A 21,076-nucleotide genomic window follows, 5' to 3' on the forward strand; every position below is an offset into this window, starting at 1 on the left:
ATAGTTGTAATGAGGACTATAATAGCCAACAAGCTACGATATTATTATCACATTGGAGGAAAAAATAGCATGAATACTTTTGAAACGAATCTGCAGCAATATGCTGAACTGGCTGTACAAGTCGGTGTCAATGTCCATGCTGGACAGACACTCGTGGTTAACGCTCCAATCTCGGCAGCACACTTTGTACGACTGATTGTCAAAGCAGCCTACGGTAAAGGTGCGAAATTGGTCAAAGTAAACTGGAGTGATGAAACCGTTACACGTCTTCATTACGATCTTGCACCTGATGAAGCCTTCTCCATTGAACCGAAATGGTTTGCAGCTGAAATGACTGAACTGGTTGAAGAAGGTGCCGCTATTCTGCACGTCATCGCTGAAAATCCAGATTTGCTGAACGGTGTAGCGCAGGAACGCATTATTACTAGCCAAAAAGTGCGCGGCAAAGCGCTCGAAAAATATCGTTCTTATCAGATGGCTGACAAATTCAGCTGGTCTATCGTGGCCGTTCCTTCTCCGGAATGGGCAGCTAAAGTGTTCCCGGATCTTCCAGAAGCGCAACAAGTAGACCGCCTATGGGATGTCATTTTCAAAACGGTACGGATCGGTGAGCAGGATGCTGTTGCCGAATGGAAAACCCATTTGCAAAACCTGGATTCCCGCGCTGATCTGTTGAACAACAAAAAATACAAGAAGCTTCACTATACAGCTCCAGGCACAGACTTGACCATTGAACTTCCAGAAGGCCATATCTGGGTATCCGGTGGAAGTGTGAATGAGCAAGGACATGTCTTTATTGCCAATATGCCTACGGAAGAAGTATTCACGGCTCCGCTGAAAACGGGTGTTAACGGTACAGTGCGCAGCACGAAACCACTGAGCTACGGCGGCAACCTGATTGACGGTTTCTCACTAACATTCGAGAACGGCCGAATTGTTGACTATACCGCCGATCAAGGTCTCGATGCACTCAAAAACCTGATCGAGATAGATGATGGCGCACACTATCTGGGTGAAGTAGCCCTCGTTCCACATCAGTCCCCAATTTCCGATACCAATATTTTGTTCTACAATACTTTGTTTGATGAAAATGCCTCCAACCATTTGGCGATTGGTAATGCCTATGCCTTCTGTCTGGAAGGTGGTAAAACGATGTCCAAAGAAGAGCTGATTGAACGTGGTATGAACTCCAGCCTCACTCATGTAGACTTCATGATTGGATCCGGAGAAATGAACATCCACGGTGTGACCTCCGAAGGCGCGGAAGAGCCGATCTTCCTGCAAGGAAACTGGGCATTCTAATCCCGTTTGATGTGATTTAGGAGAGAGGAGATTACTCCTCTCTTTTCCTGCGTCAACAGGTCAAAAATTCAACAATTGGAGGGAACTCATATGTTAAGTTTTGAACAAAAACTGGATCGTTACGCTGAACTTGCTGTAAGAGTAGGTGCTAATGTGCAACCAGGGCAAGTATTTGTCATCTCTGCGATGATTGATACCGCTGAATTTGTACGTTTGCTGGTACGTAAGGGATATGAAGCTGGAGCCAAGCAGGTGATTGTAAAATACGGAGATGAAACCGTCAATCGATTGCGGTTTGAGATGGCCCCTGAGGAATCCTTCCAAGAGCCGCCGAAATGGCATGCAGCGGAGCTTGAAGAACTGGCGGCCAATAATGCAACCTTCCTGACCGTATTGTCATCCAGCCCAGACCTAATGAAAGGTATTGACCCGGAGCGGATTTCCACCCATCAGCGTACATATGCTCAGGCGATGGCCAAGTACCGTCAGTATCAACAGGCGGATAAAATGAGCTGGACGGGTGTGGCATGTCCTTCGCCCGATTGGGCAGCCAAAGTATTCCCGGATCTCCCGGCAGCTGAGCAGGTTAGCCAGTTGTGGGAAGCCATTTTTGCTGCGGTGAGAGCCGATCTGGAGGACCCTGTAGCGGCTTGGGAACAGCATATTGAACGACTGGAGACCAAAGCCGTTGCCCTGAACAACAAGAAGTATCAAGCATTACATTTCCTCTCCCCAGGGACGGATCTTACTGTCGAGCTTCCAGAAGGTCATATCTGGGCGCAGGCAGGTAGCGTGAATGAGCAAGGCTCCCCTTTTGTCGCGAATATCCCGACAGAGGAAGTATTCACCGCTCCAGCCAAACATGGCGTTAATGGCAAAGTGTCCAGCACCAAACCACTCAGCTATGGCGGCAGTATCATTGATCATTTTTCGCTCACATTTGAGAACGGACGTATCATTGATTTTCATGCTGAAGAAGGTCAGGATACGCTGGAAAGACTCATTTCCATGGATGAAGGATCTCATTACCTCGGCGAAGTCGCTTTGGTTCCCTTCCATTCACCGATCTCTGAGAGTGGTATCCTGTATTACACTACATTGTATGATGAGAATGCGTCGTGCCATCTTGCGATTGGCAGTTCCTATGCATTTAATATCGAAGGTGGCAAAACGATGTCTCCTGAAGAGCTTGCAGCCCGTGGCATGAACACCAGCATCACCCATGTGGACTTCATGATGGGCTCTCCCGAGACGGACATCTACGGTATCACGGCAAACGGCGAACGTGAAGCCATCTTCCTTAAGGGAGACTGGGCGTTCTAAATGATCGCGGAGAGTTATCTCCCGTAATGTATGTTCTCTGAATAGTCGAAAGGCTGTCTTGCAACCATGTATTCATGGTTGGCGAGACGGCCTTTTATTAATTTTCAGCAAACTTTCATGCATGTTATACACACTTCTCTCATCTGGTTTTTCCCGGACCAACCTCCCATTGTACCGTTTCCATATTATGTTGTAAAATGTAATGATACCAATGTTTGTGGACTGTTCACCAGAAAGGAGAACATCATGGCCAATCGGCTCCAGTTATTACTAGCCTCAGATTTCCATAATTTAGGCTCTGCGCTTCAAGAAGAAGTGTATTATGAATATTATAATATGGTACATGGTCTTATCGTTTATATCATCAAGGAGCGTGCTGCAGCAGAAGATATTATTCAGGAAGCTTTTATCAAAATCATTAAAAACAAACCCATCTTTGAAGACGAGGTCAAACTGAAAGCCTGGCTCAAGGTTGTCACACGGAACACAGCTATTAATTATCTGAGAAAAAATAAAAATAACCGTAACCAATTGGATACGGATAGTGTTTTTATAGATATGGAGACGATGAATCAGACCGCAGCTTCCGTGGAAAGCATGGTAGAAACGCAGATGATGGAAGAGTCCATTGAATATTATCTCAGACAGCTCAAACCGGAATATCGTGTACTGGTGGAGTTACGGTGGAAAAAAGGTCTCTCCTACCGAGAGATGGCCGAACTGCTGGATACCTCCGAAGACATTGTGAAGCAACGCTTGTTCAGAGCCCGTGGCAGTATTAAGAAGAAATTACATAAGGAATGGGGTGGAAGCATTGAGCAAAGGCAAGTCCGATAAAAACGTGGAGCGATTCGATTCAGAGCTGGAAGACGAATATTTCGACGCTGCGTTTGACCTGGCTTTTGATGAAGCTTTCCATCAGGCCGTCTCTGCCCCTTCCGCCTCCCATACCGAATCCATGCGGCAATCCTGGCAGAAGGTAAACAGGGAAATTAACAGAATCGGTTTACGTAAAAAAAGAATACGTACCTTGCGACTTTCAGTTGTAGTCGCTGCATCCGTAACTATCGGGGCCGTTATTTTCAGCCTGCCGTCCGGTACGCAAGCGGTATCCCCTTTTGTGCAATCCATCAAGGATTGGGGCAATGGCATGAAATCCATTATCATTGAGGATCGTACGACCCAACTGGGGGCTGATCCGTCAACAGCCAAAACGCCTCCACCACCAGAAACCAGCTTGGACGACATTCTTAAGGTACAAGAAGAAGAAGCTCTTAATACACCGTCGTATGAGTTATCGAGCCATCAGTTTCGTCCAGTACTTGTTACGGAAGAGATTGCACGCGAAGGGTTCATGGGTGACTTTCTGTTATCCAAGGCCATTCCCGAGCGATTCAACAAGGTCAAATTCGAACTCGTGCTTGATACTGAAAACCCTGTGAATCCAGACGATTATTATGAGTCCAACCAAATGAGAGTTCAATATACCAGTGAAGGCAAAAGCATAGAAGATGAGATTATCCAGTTTGATTATATCTATGTCATGCCTGGGGAGAAAATTGAAGGAGCCATGCTTCGTGATATGAGCACCGTAAAGCTGGCGGATGGCTCGGAAGCACTGATGTATATCGGCCCACCTTATAACTCCTTTCAGTGGATGATGGGTTCAAACAATATGAGTCTGTTTGGCACCCTTTCGGAAGAAGAAATGACTGCTATTGCCAACGATTTTCAAGAGCAGAAGTTTCCGGGTAGCACCCGTCGATAAGATCAAAATAACACGGTGCCAGAGACATGTTTGCTTGTTTCCGTGGCACTTCCATCATACGCTGTATGAATACTGGTAACGCGATAATAATATCCTGGCATTACGGTCCAATCCGATGCGGCATTCAATAAGTTTGTATTCGTTGCATTGTTGGAACTCGTTTTGAAAGTTACCCATGCTGTTCCTGTCCAGCGCTCAAGTCGATAATCTACGGATAGTGTCTTCATTGCTGTATATGTCATGGTCTTGGTATTGACGATAGCCGATAGTCCACCCCCCGGAATGACTGCACCGACCGCTTGATAGATATGTCCACGTTCGGAATTGGTAGCAAGCGAATGGATGGATGGTTCTGGCGGTGGCGGAGCTGTAAGGGCACCAGAGGACACGTTGATTATCGGGCTTGCAACGGCTGGTTCGGACGTAGGTATAGCCAGGATTGTTGGCACCATTAACAAGGCAACAAGGGTTATTTTTAGCATAGATGCTGCACTCTTTGTTTTCATTTTCCGCATATTGATCCATCCTCCGCTTCCATACTTGATTTTGTGTAAGGGTATAAACGGACGGATCGGGTGACAGGTTTCAAAAAAAATTAGACGCTCCGATGTTACTGTCGGCAGCGTCTTTTATCTTTGCATGCCTCTCCAGCATGGTTGAAACCTAAATTATTCCAGCCCGTATGTATTGGGTAATGGATACACGAAACCATATGAACCAACAAGATTTGCAAATGAGGTGTATAACTTGAGTAAACTTCAATCCAAATCCAGAAGGCATCGTCACAGCTCCAATCCGAATGAACTACATATCGAAGTTTCCGGCTCGTTCAAACGTTGGCTTGTTATCTTGGTGAGTGCACTTACCGCAGGGACCTTAATATATTTCTTAGCTACAGCTCGGGAAAACTGGATAAGCATGGGGATTGACCGCTATGTATTGCCCTTTATGATCTGGGGACTTGTACTGTCCCCCATCCTTGCTTTTCTTTTTCTCAAGCAGAGCGGACGGACCCTTTCCCATGTCAAATTTTTACGTGTTTTCGGGATTGCTTTCTCCCTTCTGCCTCTGGTACTTCTGTTTTATGTGTTACCCGTAACACTTGGCATGGTGAATGATCACCTGACCCAGTATAAGCAAAATCCCGTGTTATCCACCACTAAAGTGGGGGACTACAATTCTTACGAGGTTACTTTTGTCGATACGCCTATGTACGCCATCATCACCATTAAGACACCGACAACAACCCAATCCACTCGAAAAAAGCTGAATATCCAGCATGATCTGGCTCCGGGAGAGAATGTTTACGTCACTTATAAGCGAATTTCTATCGAGAACAGCTTGGTCACGGAGAATCGTTACGCCGATGTTGTCATTCATGCACCCAAAGAATCATGAGCATGCAAAGAAGCTGTACGATGACCATTACGTCACCATACAGCTTCATCTGTTACAATTTCAATCTGGCTACGCGCCTTCTTCTTCAACCAACAGTTCCAGCTTAATCACATTTACTCGGGAAATCCGCTTATGCTCTGTCTCTTGAATGACAAATACATAACCCCCATACTCAACCGATTGACCAACCTCAGGTGGAATGGCATCTACTCTCGAGTACAGCCAGCCCCCGATGGTATCGTAATCGGCACGATCCATCTCCAGTCCGAATCGTTCGCTGACTTCTTCAATCAGCATCAATCCATCAATAGAGTATTCCATCTCATCCACTTGTTCAATGACAGGACGCTCATGGTCGAATTCATCCTGAATCTCGCCTACGATCTCTTCCATGATATCTTCAAGTGTGACAAGCCCGGAGGTTCCCCCGTATTCATCAATCAGAATCGCAATCTGTGTCTTGCTACGCTGCATACGCTTGAGCAGATCACTGATTAGCGTGGTATCTGGCACAGCCAGGATGGGCCGAATCACGGAGATGGTATCCGTAAGTTGGGATCGCATCAGATCCTTAATGTGAATAAAGCCGATAATATGATCCTTGTCTCCGTTATATACCGGATACCTTGTTCGCATACTCTCACTGGCAATCTCCAGATTCTCCAGCATCGACTCATTGGCATTCAGACAGATCATTTCCGTCCGCGGAATCATAATTTCACGGGCGGTTGTATCCGTAAAATCAAATATATTATCAACAAGTGCTAATTCAGTGTTATCAATTAAACCGCTCTTATTGCTTTCTTTCATCAGAATACGTATTTCATCTTCGCTATGTGCGGAGTCCATCTCCGAAGCTGGTGCCATTCGGAACAGTCTCAACAAGCCGTTAGCCATACCGTTCAGTGCCCATATGAATGGATACATTAACTTGTAGAAGAACGTTAGCAAAGCCGCAGACCACAACGTGATCGTCTCAGACTTTCGAATTGCCATCGTTTTGGGAGCAAGTTCACCCAGTACAATGTGCAAGATCGTAATAATCACAAATGCAATGGCAATAGAGATTCCATGAACGTAGACTGGTCCCAGTCCAAATGCGGTAAACATGGGCTCTAACAGATGTGCAATTGCCGGTTCTCCCAGCCACCCGAGTCCCAGTGAAGCCAAAGTTATACCTAGTTGGCAAGCTGATAGATATGCATCCAGATTACGTACGATATTGGAAGCATAGATGGCATTTTTGTTGCCTGTTTCCACCAAAGCCTCAATCCGGCTTCCACGAACTTTCACCATCGCAAATTCCGCCGACACAAAGAAACCATTCATTAATACAAGTAAACCAATGATTACTAAATTTAAAATACTCGGTAAGGGGTCACTCAAATTTTCATCCTATTCGCCGTCATTCTTCGGCAAATAGGTCCACCTCCTTCGAAAATGTAGGATATTTGCCATTCTGCCGCTCATATGCAATTTCAACTTCCCAATGCTTCCACCTCCACCTTGTTCTGTCGAATAAAAAAGATATGCTTCTTTTATTATATAATTCTAAACTACACAGTCAATCCGTGTCCTATGACAACGAAATGGCACAAACGCCTTTTTTCTTTAACAAAAGTCTCGATTATGCTGTTTCCCGGAAAAATTTTTACTCAATACGCCGTTATGCTTCCTATTTTCTCAGTTGTATTGATAAGTGATTAACTTTCAGATTATTAGATAGTTAATCACTTATCATTTTCTGTAATACGTGTGACTGCTCGAATTACAACATCAGGATAGTTATTTTGAATGATAATTTTGGCTTCAGCTATACTTTCAGCTCTCAATTCTCGAGTGTATATGATCCCATAAGAATCTTGGAATTCTACGGAATATTCGATTACCTCTTGGTCCATTTTTATCACCTGCCCATTGTTATTGTGCTTTACATATCACATTATCAATAAGTTTACGCATTCATAAAATACGTTGAGCGCTCCCTTCCACTAGTAGTTTATTCGATAGTCCTTTTCAAGATAAGCATACTCACTGTCCCTTGTTTGATAAGTCCTTGGTCTGATAACTAATAATTCACTATCTGAGCCAGCCTTGCTAGACGAATTAATTTCGAGTTTCATCACTCGTTCAATGACTTGATGATCGATATGCTCATCATCTACATCTTCCTCATCTACAAAGCGAACTGTTATGTCCTGTTTTATTCCTTTCCAATTTAGATGACTACTTTGATAACATAATTCCACATTAATCAATGCCTCATCACAATCTATTCTCGACTGTGTATAAAGCTCAATAAATACGTCTTTGTCTCGTGACACTAATTTTATTTCACCTGTTTCTGTTTCAAAATTCCCATTCAAATTTAATCCTCGATAAAGACCATTTGGGAGGTGAATACGTAATATTGCATTTTCATTTAAATTATTGGTATGGGTGAGCTCAATCCATAAATGATTCATTCCTTCTTCTTTTTCCATCTTTTTTTTAGCCAACCGTAAATTAAGCATCATTAAACTCCCCCCTTAAAACCTGTGAGACAGAATCAATTACCTTCTGTTTTAATTCGGCAGAAACTCGAGGACTTAATGTAATTGAAACATCATCTGTTATTGTCAGAGTTTCGTTTTCCAAGACACGATCTGGGCTATATAAACTCATCAATTGGCCGATTTTTTCCACTTCCTCTACAGAAAGAAGCTTCAATTTTTCTTGGATGGATGCTAAGTTCTCACCAGTTCTTGATAAAGTTATAATTGCTCGAAAATAATGAATGTGTTTATCGGTGTATACTCTTTTATTTCCTACCAACTCTAACGGAGGAACCATGCCTATTTGTGTATAGTACCGAACCGTCCTCAAGTTCATCTTAGTATCATCTTCTTGAAGAATTTCTGAGATACGCTTTGCAGTGTACTGATTCATAACCTCACTCCTTTACACTTTAGTGTAAACCTGTACAGTAAACTGTAATGTATACAGTTTACTGTACAGGTTTACATCTAGTCAAACAAACTATTAAGAAAGGAAAAATCATTTTGAGAAACACAACTAATTCTTAACCAAACCAAAGAGAGCATCCTCGCTCATGCTTCCGCATGGCTGGATACTCTCTTTTTGTAATACGTTATTTTCTTAAATTCTATCCGCTGATTACGATGTCGACTCAATCTCCACTACGGTTTCCGAAGCGGGGTTCCAACGCCATCTGGCTTGTTTCCCGCTTTCGTTATGCAATCCACCGATCCAGAATTCATCCTGCTTCAGCAATGCCCAATCGACTTCTCCATTCAACACCTGAATTCCGAGTTCCGTTAGCGACAGGATTCCGTCACGGAATTTTTCATCATGCTGCTTGAAATTAGGGAAAGTGGTTGCACCGCTCATCTGAAGAAGAGCATGAGGTCCTTCTGTCATCCGCTTCAGATGTGCCCAGTATTCAAGATCTCCCATCCCCAGAATATGCAGCTTGTCCCCTACCTCACGAAATAATGGATACGGATGCTCCACACCTGCTCTAATAGTCTCCAGTGTTGTCTGCTCAATGAGTCCCAGACCGTTCGATACAGATGGCAGACGGGACAAATGTGCCTTAAAGGCAGCTTTCGCAAAGGGTAGCGCAGAAGTATCTGCCTGCAAGTAATCCAGATGATACCGGAAATCAGTCGACGTATAGGCTTCCCAGAACTGTGCACCGGCTTGTAACTCGTTTTTCTCAATCACATGCCAACTGCCGGACAGACGTTCAATCTGTGTGGAGGTAAGCTGTCCCAGTCCTCTAAAGTGCTCAATCTCTGGATACGAGTCAATACAGAGCAGATTCAGTTTTGTATTCTGGAGTGCTTGTCCTTTGAAATAATGCAATAGATACGATAACATCGTTTGATCATAGAGATCGTATTCGAACCATAAAACAATTTCCTTGTATTGTTGAAACGAGTTCAACTTGCGTTCAAGTTCCTCAATCTTCAAGTATTCCGCCTGTGGAATGCCCAACTGCTGCTCTAACACGGATGCCCGAGTCTGCCGCTCCTTCGTATCTCCCATCTCTTTGGCTACCGGGCCGAACGTGTACAACTCTCTCCATACCAGGATGTCTCCCTGAATTCCACTCTCTCTTAAACGATTGGCAGCGTGATCCCCATTCATAATGTGTAACAATCCTTTTCCCCCTTCATACAAGTCACTGAATACAGAGACCAGATCCCTTACTGGCATAGAGCGCTTAAGTTTGGATCGGGCATCGAACAGTCTTTTCTTTAACGCTGGTACCTTCACCCCGAGGAAATCCGATATTTCCTTGAGCGAGTATCCTTCCAAATAAAACAGTTCAACAGCAATCCGCATCGATGATGGCAGTATTGCAATAGAATCACGCAGGGTACGATGCATTTCGTTTTGCACCGCTTGTTTTTCCGGATTATGCGCCTGATCCTCTTCATGGAATACATGCTCCAGCTCCTGAACTGGAATCATGGTATGTTGCTTGCGTCTTAGCCAGCGATAACACTGCCTCTCCACGATCACCTTGAACCACCCGGGAAAAGCCTCAGGAGCTTCCAGCTTGGACAGATTGCCAAAGGCTTCAGTAAATGCCTCCTGTACGACATCTTCAGCCCAAAATGTATCTCCTAAACGATTGTAGGCAACAGCAAGAGCCATCCCGCGATATTGAGACATCAGTTGTGCGTAAGCATCAGTTTCGCCCTTCATCGCTCCTTCAATCCATGAATTCAATGCTATGGACTCCCTTCATATAAGCATGCTGCTTGTTCTATTCATGTATAAGTGCCATGTTATCGCCAAAAGGTTACGTATAACTCTAAACCTAGAGTAACCTTCGTATATATGTTTATGTAAAAAGCTGTCCTGTCTGCGGATTACCTCCACATTCAAGGACAGCGATGTAAATCAGTATGTGTTAGACATGTGACATGTCAGTTATCAATCAACATGATGAGTTGAAAATGATTATCTGCTTGGAGCTTGCGGGTAATTGCCTACCACGCCCGGATATTGATACAACAACGGCTCATCAAATGTAGCATAGTCGAAGTTGACCATCAACAGCATGATTCTTCTACCTGTCTTCGGGTCACTGATGATAATATGATCACGGCCCGCTGCTTCAATAATACCTTGGAATATGCGAGCGTTCCATTCTTTGTTGCCTTCATATGTCATGTAGAATGTACCGAATTTACCAAGGTTCAAACGTAAAATATTCTCAATGTATGACTGCTCAAACTGTGGAGCCGTTGTTGTAATCACTGCACCTGTTGGTGTCATTGGGCTACCACTGGATACGAGTGGGGGTACACTTGTGGAGCTTGGGGACACCATCCCTGGCGTTGGTGACATGGCAGGCATTCCGTTACCGATTTTGTAAGACGTACCTTGAACCTGAGAATTGGCTTGTTGACCCAACACGGAATTCGCTTGCTGACCCATTGTTTGAGTTGTTGGTTGATAAGGCTGATTAATCATGATGATTCCTCCCAAAATTTAATATACTTCCGGACAGTCTTCGCCTGAAGGACTGAAGAAACAATGCGCTTTGAAACGTCCTGTATTTTGCTGGTCATACCACGTTGCCGGACACTCGGCCACAGGTCGGAAGAACCACAATGAATTGCTGGCAGGCCAGAAGCGCTCTCCATTAATCACCCGTTGTGCGAGACGTATCTCGGACTGTCTTGCGCGTTGGTAAAAGTACCCCTTCTGTGTTGACTCGTAGCCTCCTGGATTCTGGAATACCATACGATTGATATCGCGAATATCCTTAAAGTCCAGACAATCCACCAGCACCCGGTTCACACTTACATTGCCCACAAGCAACATACCCTGTTCGCCGTCACCTTCAGCCTCTGCCCTCATGAGCCTAGCCAGCAGCTTGACGTCCTCTGAGTTGGCTTTAATAACAGCCATAGTCTGTTTCCTCCCTTGTTTCAGCTGTTCATCACCGTACATCGTATTGTGCAGGAGCCCATTCGGTGACACGATTCCATCTTTTTTCCATAAAAAAAAGCCCGGAACCTCACCCAAGGTGAAGTCCCGAAGCAACTCGTTTCTTATAATACTCGCCTGTTTAAGGCTTGGCTTCAATCCAATAATCATAGGCATGAACAATGTTGCCTTGGTAAGCCTGATATTCGGCCAACAGATCAGGAAGCTTGGCAAGCTGAAGTTCCATCTCCGCTGCCCCTTTCTCATAAAAAGAAATATGAGGACCTTCGTGGTTCTGCTTCATTTCGACCGAAATCATCAACCTTTTACCGAAACGATCGGCGATCTCCATCTCCTGACTCACAACAGCAGCAATCCCATTGGAACCTTCGGCGTTGTTACGGAAAGCCATCAGCGACACATGATCGAGTGTACGGATCATAAATTCAGCCACAGATGTATCCTTTCCTGGCAACGCGAAGCTATCCAGCCATACAGCAAGGTCTGCGCTTGTTTCGAGATCACTGTCCTTCTTCGTTTCTTCCTGGAAAAATGTAATATTGGCAGCCCATTCGGTCAATAAGGTGTCCCGACTATTCTCCCACTCTGGCAAAGTGTAAGGCTCAATATCCAGATGGATGCCTTCAAATCGTTCATCCGGCTCGGATTCAGCATTATAGTTTTTCACATAATCAATCAATCGCTGAATGCGTGGACGATTCTCCTTTTTGCCCCAGATGGGGTGTCCACCCATCGCATGGATCTCAATACCCTGCGCTTTTGCCCGTTTCACAAAACTGCGATAGCTGGAATAGGGTTGATCCAGGTCCAACCTGACATACAACCAGTTAATATTCTGCTCTCTAGCAAATGCTAGTATGTGCTCTCCCCCGTCATTCGTCACCTGAGAGGCCTCCCAGATATACGTTCCCCGAATCTCTGGCTGATTGGATGGAATCTCCGGTGATGGCAGTTCCGACGGCTCCAGTTGTCCCCAGTATACGATGTCATGTACAGCAGAACCTGCGTAGGAACTATGCTCGCCGAATGCGGAGGCAACTTCTTCAATAACGCTTTCCAGTTGTGCTACACCTTTCCCGGCAAATGACGTGAACTCCTCACCAGGCATGGGCTTGGTGTTCAACCCAACCGTGACGCTCACATTGCTGGCATCGGCCCAGTTCATTTCCTGTTCAATCAAACGTATGATACCATTGTTCCCTTGCGCGTTATCACGGTAAGCGAGTAAAGTGACATGCTCCACTTGTTCAATGAACCAACGTGACAATGGTTCGTTATCTGTATCCTCAGAAACTCTATTTCCTGTGACGGTATAGGAATCCAGCCAAAATGGCAGATCCATATTCACTGCAACTGCGCCATCCTGTCTTAATTGCTCAAATAACAGATTCATATTGGCTACCCAGGATTGTACCAGTGGCTTGGCATCTTCTTTCCAGGCTGGTAACACATAGGGCTTGATATCCAGATGTATGGCATCAAATTGCTCGTTGAGCTCAGCAGCTTGATTATAATCACTTACCCACGACGCTAATCTGAGCATGGGACCTTCACGGCCACTGAGTGCCCAGGATGGATCGCCTCCCAGCGCTTCAACCGCAATACCTGCACGGCTTGCTTTGGCTATAAACGTCTGGTATACCTCCTTGGACAGCGTCATGTCTACATTCACGTACAGCCTGTTTATCTTATGTTTAGCTGCATTGGCCAACAGCTCATCTCCGTTGCTAACAGACTGTGCCTGCCATACCCAGGCCGCCCGTATATCTGCGCCATCAGCTTCAGCAGGTGACTCATTCCCTATCATTATCATCCCTCCGATCAGCAGTAACAGCCAAAATACCTTCCGGGATTGTTTCCCGAACATATACTCCCTCCATTCCTCTACTGTTGTAAAATCACATTTATTATAGCAACCGAGTTATTAAAAACAAATAAGCCCAAGTGCTTAACTTGGGCTTATTACTCTGAAGTTGGGACAGCTTAGGGCTAGCCCGGCTTAATCCCGGTTCTAGTCCTCATATATCATTTTTCGGGTCATGCCTCCATCAATAACGAGGTTGGTCCCTGTGACAAAGGTATTGCTTGGATCAGACAAATATAAACAAGCACGGGAGATATCTGAAGGAACACCCACACGACCGGAGGGATGCTGTTCATGATCCTCCTTTTTCAATTTCTCCACGTCACCTGTCTCAATCCATCCCGGACTGATACAATTGACCCGAATTTGGTCTTTGCCCAATGAGACCGCCAGCGCATGCGTCAGAGCTACAATCGCTCCTTTGGATGCGGCATAAGCTTCGGTATCCGGCTCAGACATCAGCGCACGTGTGGAAGCCATATTGATAATGGCACCCCCGTGTTCATTGCTTTTCATATGTTTGGCTGCTTCCCGACTCGCCAAAAAGCAACTTCTCACATTGGTATTGAGTACATCGTCCCATTCTTCCAGCGTCAGCTCATAGGGTGACTTCCACTTGGCGAGTCCTGCATTATTCACCAAAACATCAATTTGTTTGAATTCTTCCACGGTTGTCCGAAAAAGATTCGTAATATCCTGCTCGCTCCGAACATCACATTGGACAAAGATGGCTTCTCCGCCTTCATTACGAATGGAAGCTGCCGCGGCCGCCCCTTCTGCTTCCTTGTAGTCGGCAAGTACAACTTTGGCTCCAGCGACTGCATAAGCCTCAGCCACACTTCGTCCTATTCCCTGAGCGGCCCCGGTTACAACAACGACCTGATCTGTAAATGACATATTGATTGCCTCCTCTATGGTAATGATCTTTTGATCATAATCTCATTAAGCCTCTTCTTATATAAAAACACGTTATGCCCATTAAGAAACGCTTGTCCAGTAAATAATCAAAAAAAGCTCACGCCATTCTGGCGCAAGCTGCTCAGTTTAACCCCGTAGGCGTTCAGAATATACGCGATTATATCGCTCGAAACCTACATAACGCGTTCCTTTGAACGAGAGCCGTCCTTCATCCCCCTCAGCACACAAACCATACTCTTCGCCATTGACTTTGAATTCGAGCCGATCTCCACTTTCTACTTCAAAGGTGACGTAGTATAACGTTCGTGCTGTACTACCCGGTTCAGATTGCGACTGACTCATCTTCATCCGTCTGCTGGTGATACGTGAAGGCACGGTCAATAGCGGCTCCGAGTTGTTGCGTCCCCACCTCCATACCTCCTTTCCCATCGACAGAAGGACTATACCTATAATCAGAACAAATACAACCGGAAAGACGGTTCCAAACAAATCAAACATCCAGGATGATTCAATGCCCATGTCTCTCCCTCCGTTCATACAACTTAGGACAGCCGGAGTCTTGACCCGTCTCCTGTAATGTATATGCACGTAAACAAGGAACTTGTTATCCGGATTGAAATCGAACGGTGTGAAGGGAAATACCCTCCGGCAGAATACCGAAGGGTTGCTTCATACGAAAAATAAGTACTATTTCATTATCTAATACCTTGCTTAACTAGCAGCCATGTTTTACTTAAAGGTTGTTGCAAATCGATGATCCAACAATATAACCTGATTGACCTGTCCCTCTTTTGTCAGCATAAACGATGCACGATAGATAGCCAGATCATCTTTTTCCGCTTGTAGCGACTTCTCATCCAGGAATGTTTCCTTCTGAATATGATAGGCATAATCAATATTACGTTCAGATTCGACCAGAACATGTTCCTTGCCATACAGATCGAGAATCTCTTGATGTGTCATCCCCGCCTCTGCCCCGCGAGCCGTCTTAAAGTACCCTTTCGAGTCCTTATTCAAGATGATACTAACGACTTTGGCATCCCTATAACCAATCGTGATCCCGTTATTGTATTGATAGGATTGACCCACACCGGTTGATGTTCCCTCACCGAGAATTTTCTCCGCCTCTTCCTGACTCATTCCATACGTAATCTTATCCTCACTGTCGGTCTTCGTCACAGCCAGATCCTGTTCTGAAAATTCGTTTGGATTGAATTTGCTATTGCTGCAAGCCGTGACCATGATTAATAATAATGCCGCAACAACCCATGTAATTTTTCTCCAGTGTCCATTCTTCATGCACTCACCTCTGATGTTTTTCCAATATTTTATCATATTATCAACTGAAAAAATAATTAGTAGTGACGTTTTCACCATTCCTCAAAAACAAAAAGGGTATCCGATATGTAGTTACTCTTGTACCATTATCCGCTCCAACTGAGATAACAGCCTCAGGTAAAGCACTGCTATCTCAGTTCAAGCAAACCCATGTTACCGTTGTGGATGCATATTTAATAAAGTTGAGGAGAGTTTGCTAGCCTGTTAACGGACTCATGCTAATTGTGTGATCACAAGATGTGCGGATACAGGTCTAGTTCCGCCCGCAAGTGGCGTGATTGTTAATGCTGTAGCATTACCAGCCGGGTTCCGCACGGTCAGAATAGAATTAATCACGGTTGTCTGCACTAAAGCCATACCCACAATCTGAGACGTTCCCGTTGCTCGCCCAACTACAGTAGGAGCCAAATCTGCCCCATTGAGAGTTAAGATTAATTGACCGGCTTCATTGATGCTCACCTGGAACAAAATCTGATACGTACCAATGGCTGCCAGATTGAATGAACTAGGCCCCGTACGTGCGATAGTTGTTCCACTTGTCGGCCCATCCTGAGGAAAGCTTACATCAGTACCGGGAGCAACCGTTGCTGCATTATCAGGTGGCATCAGTGCGAAAAAGTCAGCAAATCCCAGTACGCTTCCGGCTGCTCCTGTTGCACCTGTACCTCCCGTGGCTCCAGCTGGACCAGCTACTCCTGTAGCACCAGTCGGGCCTACTGCTCCTGCTGCACCGGCTGGCCCTGCCGGACCTACTGCTCCTGCTGCACCGGCAGGCCCAGCAGGGCCTACCGCTCCTGTTGTACCTGCTGGGCCTGTCGAGCCAACTGCTCCAGCAGGGCCTACCGCGCCTGCCGGTCCTGCTACTCCTGTCGCCCCCGTCGGCCCAACAGCTCCAGGAAAACCTTGAGGTCCAATTGCTCCGGCAGGACCTGGATTACCTTGCGGACCTTGTGGCCCTACGGCCCCTGCTTCTCCCGGAATCCCCTGTGCTCCCATAGGTCCAGCAGGTCCCGACCGGACCTTGAGAGCCTATCGCTCCAGCAGGACCTGGCTGTCCCTGAGGCCCTTGTGGTCCAGGTGGCCCCCCCGCTGGTCCTTGAGCTCCAGGTGGCCCTTCAACCCCTTGTTTACCTGGAATACCTTGTACGCCCTGTACGCCTTGTATACCTTGGGGTCCTGTTGGTCCAACAACAGTAGGGGTAGATATATTCACTTCTGGAGGCGGACATTTTACTTGAACGAACTTTTTAACCACTTTCAATCGGCGGTCTTTTCTTTTAACTTTACACGGATGGCATGTTGCCTTTTTTCTCTTCATACGTTTCTTCACTTCTGAATGACTCACAGTGTGGACACCTCCCTATAGACATAGTTTAACGTACGTATGTAGATGAATAGATGCGTGGACGAACAACCATTTTAGTAAAAAACTCAGCTAATTCCCAGAAAAAACAATAAAATGGATATCACACCGCCCATACGGTTGATCTAAATTGTTCATAACCATTAATTGAGGCGAGCTGGTTTACGTAGCGATATTTGTTCAAAAAAACTCATGCCATTTGGGCATGAGTTTCATGATTTAACAACGCAGACGTTCCGAATAATGCCGATTAGTTCGTTTAAAGCTAATAAATCATGCCCATTGAAAGAGAGCCGTCTTAAATCTGCATCGGGTGTATGACGATATAGGAGTTTTGAGAAAAAGGTAACCACGACCTCCATAACATGTTGAGTTCATTTATGCTGATTTTTCGATTGTAATATTCTTCATCGCAATTAATCTTGTGGTCTAACGATTCTGCCAAGTAAAAATGCGTTTCATCATAACCAACGACGGGAACAAAATGCAAATAACGTTGTTTGGGATGTACTCTAATAAATAAAATAACAGGTACCCCTTGGCTGATCTGTTTCTTTAACGTATTCACATTACCACGTAAGTACATTGCCTGATATCCTAGCTTCCTGAAAAAAACAACGACCGCTTTGGGATATACCGTCCCATCCAGTAATTTGCGAGGATAGGTTTCATAAAGCTTTGTTCCGTTGGACTCCAAACCGAAATGTCTCAAGACAAACGCACTGGAAAATGCAGCGCATTCGTAGTTTTTCTGAATATCCAACCGATTTGAAGATTGAATGTAATATGTGCTTGGCACATTGACTGTGTACATGCGATCTTTCTTAGGAAAACTGAAATAAAGGGAGATCACCCAGAGAATAATCAACCAAAGTAATACATTGAGAAACAATACGTGACCTCCTTCGTCTCATCAGACGATGTACTCTACCGTTTAAGTATGCCATTCACTAGACAGCAGACTATACGTCACAATATTCTCATAATGATCGTAAACCCATTGAGCTTCTCTGGATGTTCCCTCATATGAAAATCCGATTTTCTCAGGTATAGCCCTGCTTTTAAAGTTGTTTTCTGCACATTGAATGATTACACGATTTAACTTCAACTCGTTAAAGAGATATTTAAGCAATTGTTCTATTGATTTAGTAATGATTCCTTTGCCCTGTGCTGACTCAGCTAAAAAATATCCAATGCTCGTTGCTCGATTCGTCCAATCAATATAATGCAATCCTAACATCCCAACCAATTGTTCATTGAACCATATTCCGGAATCAAAACCGTTCTTCTCTTCATAATTATGTGTCCATACTTCAATTACAGAATCTAAATCGCTGGGCGATTGTCTTTTATCGACCCAGAGTAACCACGCTCTCAAGTACTTTCTATTCTCATCAATTAACGCATACAACTCATCTCTATCTCGAGATTGGATCAGCTCTAATACAATAGATTCATTCACTTGAAAAGGCAGCATCCTGTTCCTCCCACTCAATCTAACTATTAGGTTATTTTAAATGTTCATTCAACACACCAGTTCTTTAAAACCCATTCTTTAACATGTTCAGCTACTTCCATTGCTGTAAGTTCTGTCGTATCAATTGTTTGCATTGGCGGGTCAAACGCAGTTTCCGAATTCTGGAGTAACCAATTGGCAAAATTCTTGTGATCTTCAACCAGGTTCTCGTCCCACCCACGGGCTCTTAAACGCGTCTGGCGAGTAACATCGTCACAATGCAAATTCATATATAGAATTCGATCAAATCGATCTATGTAATCCGACGATGCAATGTTTTCCGGAACCATCGTTCCGCATAAAACAGTCCCTCGTCCACTTAGCGATATGTTATACGCAATCCTCAACCAATTCTCTTTGGCAATCTGCCAATCCACGTTATCGATGATATCCATGTCAAAGACGTCAAATTCGGGAAGTTGCTTCCGAACAAGCGAAGAGATCGTTGTTTTTCCTGTTCCACTCGCGCCTGTCACTACAAACAGCGGTAATTTTCTCATAACTAGCCCCTTTAGTTAAAATAAAATTTGATTTATTACGTTCTCCATTGATCTGCTTTCAACCCATAAATAATCCTGTTTAAATATGTACCGTTAATATATTCGTAATCTCTTAATTCACCTTCACGTTGAAAGCCTAATTTTTCAGGAATTGCGCGGCTTTTGAGATTGTCTGTTGCTACGCCAATTTCAACTTTATTTAATTCAAGTTCATCAAATGCGTAATCAATTAGAATTTTAATCGATTTTGTAATAAGTCCCATACCCTCATATTCCTGACCAAGCCAATATCCTATTTCAGTCTTCTTGTTTTCTTGATCAATGTATAAGTATCCAATAGAACCAGCAAGCTCGTCTCCACACCAGATTCCTAACCAATAACCATCATCTTGAGCATAGCGTATACGTGTTCTCTTGATGAAATTTCTTGAATCATCTTCTGTTAATGTCATGCTGGGGAACTTCAACCACGCTCCTATATGATCCCTGTTTCGATCGATCAGATTATATAATTGGGGTGCATCTTTCATTGCCAATAGCGATACATAGGTAGCAGTATCCATTTGATATTTAAACATATCCCACTCTCCGATTCATTTCATTTAATCACCGTTTTCTTGCTTTAATCACAAAGGATACAGGTAACATCTTCGCTCTTTTAAGGAGACTATCGCTATTATTATGTAATTGCATGATATCCTCATCGGATTCTTCTATCATTTGTTCAATGACAAATCCCGCTTTTGCTAACGCGTTGACATAGGCTGATATTTGACGATCAGCTAAAACTAATTCTCCCTGACAAAAATCAGGAGACACCGCATACCAAGATTCATCAGAATATGACTTATTGAAAACAAATCTATCATTTTCTTCAACGACACATCTATGAATTGGATGAGACCAGCTGAAAATAAAAATGCCATCTTTCTTTAAATAAGAAGCGATTCGGCTGAAAGTACCTTCAAGATCGGTTGTCCAACCTATGGCATAAATCGAATACACAGCGTCAAAATAATTAGTAGGAATACCACATCCCTCTTCCATGGGTGAACATATCAATGTTGCAGGAATTCCGTATGTCCTCAAGTGTTGTTGTGTCTTTTCTATCTGTTTCTGGGATATATCCGTACCCCACAGTTCACCTGCTTTGCGGTCTCCATGATACTGCAAGGATTGACCATTTCCACAGCCCACCTCTAACATCTTTAATCCTGAGACATCACCAAAAAGTTGGTGTTTTTCTTCTGAGATAAATGCTCCATAATGTGGAAGCACGATTGCACTCAAAAAGTCATTCCCTTTTGTATCCCAATAAAAGCTGTTTGTTTCATAAACACTGTGCTTGTTCATCTGATAGCCTCCTTTATACACTACATTCAGAACATTACTTGTTACCTTCGTTGAAATATGTAATCTCATTGCCATTAAGTAAGCTTTTAAAGCCATTCTTGTAGTAAGGCATAAGCTCATCTGCCTGTGTTATATCCAACCATGCAATCTCAGAGATTTCGTCTGGTATTGATATCTCTTCTCTCCCTCCGACGATTTCCGCTCTGAATGTGATGAAAATGGCATGTTCTTTAATTTCTTCAAATTTACACTCGTTTATTGCTACAATGCCGTGGACGCCAACATCAAGTCCTGTTTCTTCTTTGGCTTCCCTGATTGCTGCTTGTTCCCATGATTCATCGGGTTCAACAGCTCCGCCAGGCAGCGACCAGCTTGAACGTTCTACATTTCTTACTGCAAGCACTTTAGATTTGGATGGATTGGTTAGTAGTGAGTATACTACATCGACTCGTTTCATTGATTG

23 protein-coding genes are annotated in these 21,076 nt (G+C 44.3%); 5 read left to right on the forward strand and 18 right to left on the reverse strand.

Features of this window, described 5'->3' with window-relative positions; all coding sequences use genetic code 11:
• Positions 1 to 69 precede the first annotated feature (69 nt).
• From AC1DE7_RS09245 to AC1DE7_RS09260, 4 genes are all read left to right on the forward strand, one after another.
• The gene (locus AC1DE7_RS09245; protein WP_127550691.1) at positions 70 to 1,302 is read left to right on the forward strand and encodes an aminopeptidase; all 1,233 of its coding nucleotides are present in this window, start codon (positions 70 to 72) and stop codon (positions 1,300 to 1,302) included.
• Positions 1,303 to 1,392: 90 nt separating this feature from the next.
• The gene (locus tag AC1DE7_RS09250) at positions 1,393 to 2,625 is read left to right on the forward strand and encodes an aminopeptidase (RefSeq protein WP_477534207.1); all 1,233 of its coding nucleotides are present in this window, start codon (positions 1,393 to 1,395) and stop codon (positions 2,623 to 2,625) included.
• Positions 2,626 to 2,871: 246 nt separating this feature from the next.
• Positions 2,872 to 3,462, forward strand: coding sequence for an RNA polymerase sigma factor (locus AC1DE7_RS09255; RefSeq protein ID WP_017688141.1), 591 nt, complete (start codon positions 2,872 to 2,874; stop codon positions 3,460 to 3,462).
• On the forward strand, positions 3,440 to 4,393 hold the full coding sequence (locus tag AC1DE7_RS09260) for a hypothetical protein (RefSeq protein WP_127550687.1): 954 nt from the start codon (positions 3,440 to 3,442) through the stop codon (positions 4,391 to 4,393). Before AC1DE7_RS09255 ends, AC1DE7_RS09260 begins: the two co-directional genes overlap by 23 nt.
• 2 nt (positions 4,394 to 4,395) lie before the next feature.
• On the opposite strand, the gene AC1DE7_RS09265 is transcribed toward AC1DE7_RS09260, so the two are convergent.
• On the reverse strand, positions 4,396 to 4,908 hold the full coding sequence (locus AC1DE7_RS09265) for a hypothetical protein (RefSeq protein ID WP_477534208.1): 513 nt from the start codon (positions 4,906 to 4,908) through the stop codon (positions 4,396 to 4,398).
• 232 nt (positions 4,909 to 5,140) lie between these two features.
• Between AC1DE7_RS09265 and AC1DE7_RS09270 the strand changes: the two genes are divergently transcribed.
• A complete protein-coding gene (locus AC1DE7_RS09270; protein WP_477534209.1) occupies positions 5,141 to 5,791 on the forward strand; it encodes a hypothetical protein in 651 nt (216 codons plus the stop codon).
• 69 nt (positions 5,792 to 5,860) lie between these two features.
• On the opposite strand, the gene AC1DE7_RS09275 is transcribed toward AC1DE7_RS09270, so the two are convergent.
• The 17 genes from AC1DE7_RS09275 to AC1DE7_RS09355 form a co-directional block, all read right to left on the reverse strand.
• A complete protein-coding gene (locus tag AC1DE7_RS09275) occupies positions 5,861 to 7,177 on the reverse strand; it encodes a hemolysin family protein (RefSeq protein ID WP_036613746.1) in 1,317 nt (438 codons plus the stop codon).
• 605 nt (positions 7,178 to 7,782) lie between these two features.
• Positions 7,783 to 8,307 carry a hypothetical protein gene (locus tag AC1DE7_RS09280; protein WP_338706254.1) on the reverse strand — a complete coding sequence of 175 codons (525 nt, stop codon included), beginning with the start codon at positions 8,305 to 8,307 and terminating at the stop codon, positions 7,783 to 7,785.
• Positions 8,297 to 8,719 (reverse strand): MerR family transcriptional regulator, encoded by a 423-nt coding sequence (locus AC1DE7_RS09285; protein WP_315371702.1) that lies wholly within the window; start codon positions 8,717 to 8,719, stop codon positions 8,297 to 8,299. The genes AC1DE7_RS09280 and AC1DE7_RS09285 overlap by 11 nt, the downstream gene beginning before the upstream one ends.
• Before the next feature lie 228 nt (positions 8,720 to 8,947).
• Positions 8,948 to 10,531: a sigma-70 family RNA polymerase sigma factor gene (locus AC1DE7_RS09290; RefSeq protein ID WP_477534210.1), complete on the reverse strand. Its 1,584-nt coding sequence runs from the start codon at positions 10,529 to 10,531 to the stop codon at positions 8,948 to 8,950.
• Positions 10,532 to 10,765: 234 nt separating this feature from the next.
• Positions 10,766 to 11,224 (reverse strand): spore coat protein GerQ, encoded by a 459-nt coding sequence (gene gerQ / locus AC1DE7_RS09295; protein ID WP_036613981.1) that lies wholly within the window; start codon positions 11,222 to 11,224, stop codon positions 10,766 to 10,768.
• A gap of 75 nt (positions 11,225 to 11,299) precedes the next feature.
• A complete protein-coding gene (locus AC1DE7_RS09300) occupies positions 11,300 to 11,722 on the reverse strand; it encodes a cell wall hydrolase (RefSeq protein WP_076217086.1) in 423 nt (140 codons plus the stop codon).
• Positions 11,723 to 11,882: 160 nt separating this feature from the next.
• The gene (locus AC1DE7_RS09305) at positions 11,883 to 13,568 is read right to left on the reverse strand and encodes a hypothetical protein (protein WP_477534211.1); all 1,686 of its coding nucleotides are present in this window, start codon (positions 13,566 to 13,568) and stop codon (positions 11,883 to 11,885) included.
• Positions 13,569 to 13,772: 204 nt separating this feature from the next.
• Positions 13,773 to 14,522: a glucose 1-dehydrogenase gene (locus AC1DE7_RS09310; RefSeq protein WP_017688133.1), complete on the reverse strand. Its 750-nt coding sequence runs from the start codon at positions 14,520 to 14,522 to the stop codon at positions 13,773 to 13,775.
• A 147-nt stretch (positions 14,523 to 14,669) separates the two neighbouring features.
• Positions 14,670 to 15,062: a DUF2500 domain-containing protein gene (locus tag AC1DE7_RS09315; protein ID WP_017688132.1), complete on the reverse strand. Its 393-nt coding sequence runs from the start codon at positions 15,060 to 15,062 to the stop codon at positions 14,670 to 14,672.
• Positions 15,063 to 15,272: 210 nt separating this feature from the next.
• A complete protein-coding gene (locus AC1DE7_RS09320) occupies positions 15,273 to 15,842 on the reverse strand; it encodes a hypothetical protein (RefSeq protein WP_282321135.1) in 570 nt (189 codons plus the stop codon).
• 252 nt (positions 15,843 to 16,094) lie between these two features.
• On the reverse strand, positions 16,095 to 16,877 hold the full coding sequence (locus AC1DE7_RS09325; protein ID WP_477534212.1) for a collagen-like protein: 783 nt from the start codon (positions 16,875 to 16,877) through the stop codon (positions 16,095 to 16,097).
• Positions 16,878 to 17,542: 665 nt separating this feature from the next.
• On the reverse strand, positions 17,543 to 18,136 hold the full coding sequence (locus tag AC1DE7_RS09330; RefSeq protein ID WP_282321133.1) for a C39 family peptidase: 594 nt from the start codon (positions 18,134 to 18,136) through the stop codon (positions 17,543 to 17,545).
• 42 nt (positions 18,137 to 18,178) lie between these two features.
• On the reverse strand, positions 18,179 to 18,721 hold the full coding sequence (locus AC1DE7_RS09335; protein ID WP_282321132.1) for a GNAT family N-acetyltransferase: 543 nt from the start codon (positions 18,719 to 18,721) through the stop codon (positions 18,179 to 18,181).
• A gap of 44 nt (positions 18,722 to 18,765) precedes the next feature.
• Positions 18,766 to 19,260: an AAA family ATPase gene (locus AC1DE7_RS09340; protein ID WP_477534213.1), complete on the reverse strand. Its 495-nt coding sequence runs from the start codon at positions 19,258 to 19,260 to the stop codon at positions 18,766 to 18,768.
• Between the two features lie 35 nt (positions 19,261 to 19,295).
• Positions 19,296 to 19,838 carry a GNAT family N-acetyltransferase gene (locus AC1DE7_RS09345; RefSeq protein ID WP_477534214.1) on the reverse strand — a complete coding sequence of 181 codons (543 nt, stop codon included), beginning with the start codon at positions 19,836 to 19,838 and terminating at the stop codon, positions 19,296 to 19,298.
• Positions 19,839 to 19,866: 28 nt separating this feature from the next.
• Positions 19,867 to 20,613: a class I SAM-dependent methyltransferase gene (locus AC1DE7_RS09350; protein ID WP_477534215.1), complete on the reverse strand. Its 747-nt coding sequence runs from the start codon at positions 20,611 to 20,613 to the stop codon at positions 19,867 to 19,869.
• 34 nt (positions 20,614 to 20,647) lie between these two features.
• The gene (locus AC1DE7_RS09355) at positions 20,648 to 21,070 is read right to left on the reverse strand and encodes an NUDIX hydrolase (RefSeq protein ID WP_477534216.1); all 423 of its coding nucleotides are present in this window, start codon (positions 21,068 to 21,070) and stop codon (positions 20,648 to 20,650) included.
• Between the last annotated feature and the right edge of the window lie 6 nt (positions 21,071 to 21,076).

The sequence above is a fragment of the Paenibacillus sp. 10L310 genome, from assembly GCF_056395745.1.

Excerpts from the sequence above, each read along its gene's own strand:
- AC1DE7_RS09320 (WP_282321135.1), bottom strand. The coding sequence starts at position 15,842 with ATGAAGAATGGACACTGGAGAAAAATTACATGGGTTGTTGCGGCATTA.
- AC1DE7_RS09335 (WP_282321132.1), bottom strand. The coding sequence starts at position 18,721 with ATGCTGCCTTTTCAAGTGAATGAATCTATTGTATTAGAGCTGATCCAA.
- AC1DE7_RS09340 (WP_477534213.1), bottom strand. The coding sequence starts at position 19,260 with ATGAGAAAATTACCGCTGTTTGTAGTGACAGGCGCGAGTGGAACAGGA.
- AC1DE7_RS09245 (WP_127550691.1), top strand. The coding sequence starts at position 70 with ATGAATACTTTTGAAACGAATCTGCAGCAATATGCTGAACTGGCTGTA.
- AC1DE7_RS09280 (WP_338706254.1), bottom strand. The coding sequence starts at position 8,307 with ATGATGCTTAATTTACGGTTGGCTAAAAAAAAGATGGAAAAAGAAGAA.
- AC1DE7_RS09350 (WP_477534215.1), bottom strand. The coding sequence starts at position 20,613 with ATGAACAAGCACAGTGTTTATGAAACAAACAGCTTTTATTGGGATACA.
- AC1DE7_RS09325 (WP_477534212.1), bottom strand. The coding sequence starts at position 16,877 with ATGGGAGCACAGGGGATTCCGGGAGAAGCAGGGGCCGTAGGGCCACAA.
- AC1DE7_RS09345 (WP_477534214.1), bottom strand. The coding sequence starts at position 19,838 with ATGTTTAAATATCAAATGGATACTGCTACCTATGTATCGCTATTGGCA.
- AC1DE7_RS09315 (WP_017688132.1), bottom strand. The coding sequence starts at position 15,062 with ATGGGCATTGAATCATCCTGGATGTTTGATTTGTTTGGAACCGTCTTT.
- AC1DE7_RS09285 (WP_315371702.1), bottom strand. The coding sequence starts at position 8,719 with ATGAATCAGTACACTGCAAAGCGTATCTCAGAAATTCTTCAAGAAGAT.
- AC1DE7_RS09310 (WP_017688133.1), bottom strand. The coding sequence starts at position 14,522 with ATGTCATTTACAGATCAGGTCGTTGTTGTAACCGGGGCCGCTCAGGGA.
- AC1DE7_RS09255 (WP_017688141.1), top strand. The coding sequence starts at position 2,872 with ATGGCCAATCGGCTCCAGTTATTACTAGCCTCAGATTTCCATAATTTA.
- AC1DE7_RS09355 (WP_477534216.1), bottom strand. The coding sequence starts at position 21,070 with ATGAAACGAGTCGATGTAGTATACTCACTACTAACCAATCCATCCAAA.
- AC1DE7_RS09250 (WP_477534207.1), top strand. The coding sequence starts at position 1,393 with ATGTTAAGTTTTGAACAAAAACTGGATCGTTACGCTGAACTTGCTGTA.
- AC1DE7_RS09305 (WP_477534211.1), bottom strand. The coding sequence starts at position 13,568 with ATGATAGGGAATGAGTCACCTGCTGAAGCTGATGGCGCAGATATACGG.
- AC1DE7_RS09265 (WP_477534208.1), bottom strand. The coding sequence starts at position 4,908 with ATGCGGAAAATGAAAACAAAGAGTGCAGCATCTATGCTAAAAATAACC.
- AC1DE7_RS09300 (WP_076217086.1), bottom strand. The coding sequence starts at position 11,722 with ATGGCTGTTATTAAAGCCAACTCAGAGGACGTCAAGCTGCTGGCTAGG.